General features: G+C 39.6%; 3 protein-coding genes and 1 pseudogene. 3 read left to right on the top strand and 1 reads right to left on the bottom strand.

Going from position 1 to position 1,684, the window contains the following annotated elements; translation table 11 throughout:
• A partial coding sequence (locus tag MMB69_RS27115; protein ID WP_277448715.1) for a YlcI/YnfO family protein occupies positions 1 to 175 on the top strand: 175 nt, incomplete at its 5' end.
• A 164-nt stretch (positions 176 to 339) separates the two neighbouring features.
• Here the strand turns inward: MMB69_RS27115 and ybcW are convergent.
• Entirely contained in the window at positions 340 to 546 is a 207-nt protein-coding gene (gene ybcW, locus MMB69_RS27110) for a protein YbcW (RefSeq protein ID WP_001031427.1), read from the bottom strand.
• Positions 547 to 789: 243 nt separating this feature from the next.
• On the opposite strand from ybcW, the gene MMB69_RS27105 reads away from it, so the two are divergent.
• Together MMB69_RS27105 and bor are read left to right on the top strand one after the other, a co-directional pair.
• Positions 790 to 1,242 (top strand): DUF1398 domain-containing protein, encoded by a 453-nt coding sequence (locus MMB69_RS27105; protein WP_223248938.1) that lies wholly within the window; start codon positions 790 to 792, stop codon positions 1,240 to 1,242.
• A gap of 289 nt (positions 1,243 to 1,531) precedes the next feature.
• Positions 1,532 to 1,684 (top strand): annotated as a pseudogene (gene bor / locus MMB69_RS27100) (serum resistance lipoprotein Bor); the annotation flags it as partial.

Here is a 1,684-nt window from a genome sequence, read left to right as displayed (position 1 = left end):
CCGCAGAACAACAACCCGCAACATCCGCTTTCCTAACCAAATGATTGAACAAATTAACATCGCTCTTGAGCAAAAAGGGTCCGGGAATTTCTCAGCCTGGGTCATTGAAGCCTGCCGTCGGAGACTAACGTCAGAAAAGAGAGCATATACATCAATTAAAAGTGATGAAGAATGAACATCCCGCGTTCTTCCCTCCGAACAGGACGATATTGTAAATTCACTTAATTACGAGGGCATTGCAGTAATTGAGTTGCAGTTTTACCACTTTCCTGACAGTGACAGACTGCGTGTTGGCTCTGTCACAGACTAAATAGTTTGAATGATTAGCAGTTATGGTGATCAGTCAACCACCAGGGAATAATCCTTCATATTATTATCGTGCTTCACCAACGCTGCCTCAATTGCTCTGAATGCTTCCAGAGACACCTTATGTTCTATACATGCAATTACAACATCAGGGTAACTCATAGAAATGGTGCTATTAAGCATATTTTTTACACGAATCAGATCCACGGAGGGATCATCAGCAGATTGTTCTTTATTCATTTTGTCGCTCCATGCGCTTGCTCTTCATCTAGCGGTTAAAATATTACTTCAAATCTTTCTGTATGAAGATTTGAGCACGTTGGCCTTACATACATCTGTCGGTTGTATTTCCCTCCAGAATGCCAGCAGGACCGCACTTTGTTACGCAACCAATACTATTAAGTGAAAACATTCCTAATATTTGACATAAATCATCAACAAAACACAAGGAGGTCAGACCAGATTGAAACGATAAAAACGATAATGCAAACTACGCGCCCTCGTATCACATGGAAGGTTTTACCAATGGCTCAGGTTGCCATTTTTAAAGAAATATTCGATCAAGTGCGAAAAGATTTAGACTGTGAATTGTTTTATTCTGAACTAAAACGTCACAACGTCTCACATTATATTTACTATCTAGCCACAGATAATATTCACATCGTGTTAGAAAACGATAACACCGTGTTAATAAAAGGACTTAAAAAGGTTGTAAATGTTAAATTCTCAAGAAACACGCATCTTATAGAAACGTCCTATGATAGGTTGAAATCAAGAGAAATCACATTTCAGCAATACAGGGAAAATCTTGCTAAAGCAGGAGTTTTCCGATGGGTTACAAATATCCATGAACATAAAAGATATTACTATACCTTTGATAATTCATTACTATTTACTGAGAGCATTCAGAACACTACACAAATCTTTCCACGCTAAATCATAACGTCCGGTTTCTTCCGTGTCAGCACCGGGGCGTTGGCATAATGCAATACGTGTACGCGCTAAACCCTGTGTGCATCGTTTTAATTATTCCCGGACACTCCCGCAGAGAAGTTCCCCGTCAGGGCTGTGGACATAGTTAATCCGGGAATACAATGACGATTCATCGCACCTGACATACATTAATAAATATTAACAATATGAAATTTCAACTCATTGTTTAGGGTTTGTTTAATTTTCTACACATACGATTCTGCGAACTTCAAAAAGCATCGGGAATAACACCATGAAAAAAATGCTACTCGCTACTGCGCTGGCCCTGCTTATTACAGGATGTGCTCAACAGACGTTTACTGTTCAAAACAAACCGGCAGCAGTAGCACCAAAGGAAACCATCACCCATCATTTCTTCGTTTCTGGAATTGGGCAGAAGAAAACT

Source organism: Priestia sp. P5, assembly GCF_029522155.1.
Lineage (GTDB): Bacteria > Bacillota > Bacilli > Bacillales > Bacillaceae_H > Priestia > Priestia megaterium_E.
The sequence above is the reverse complement of the archived record's forward strand: the minus strand, read 5'-3'. Positions and strand labels throughout refer to the sequence as shown.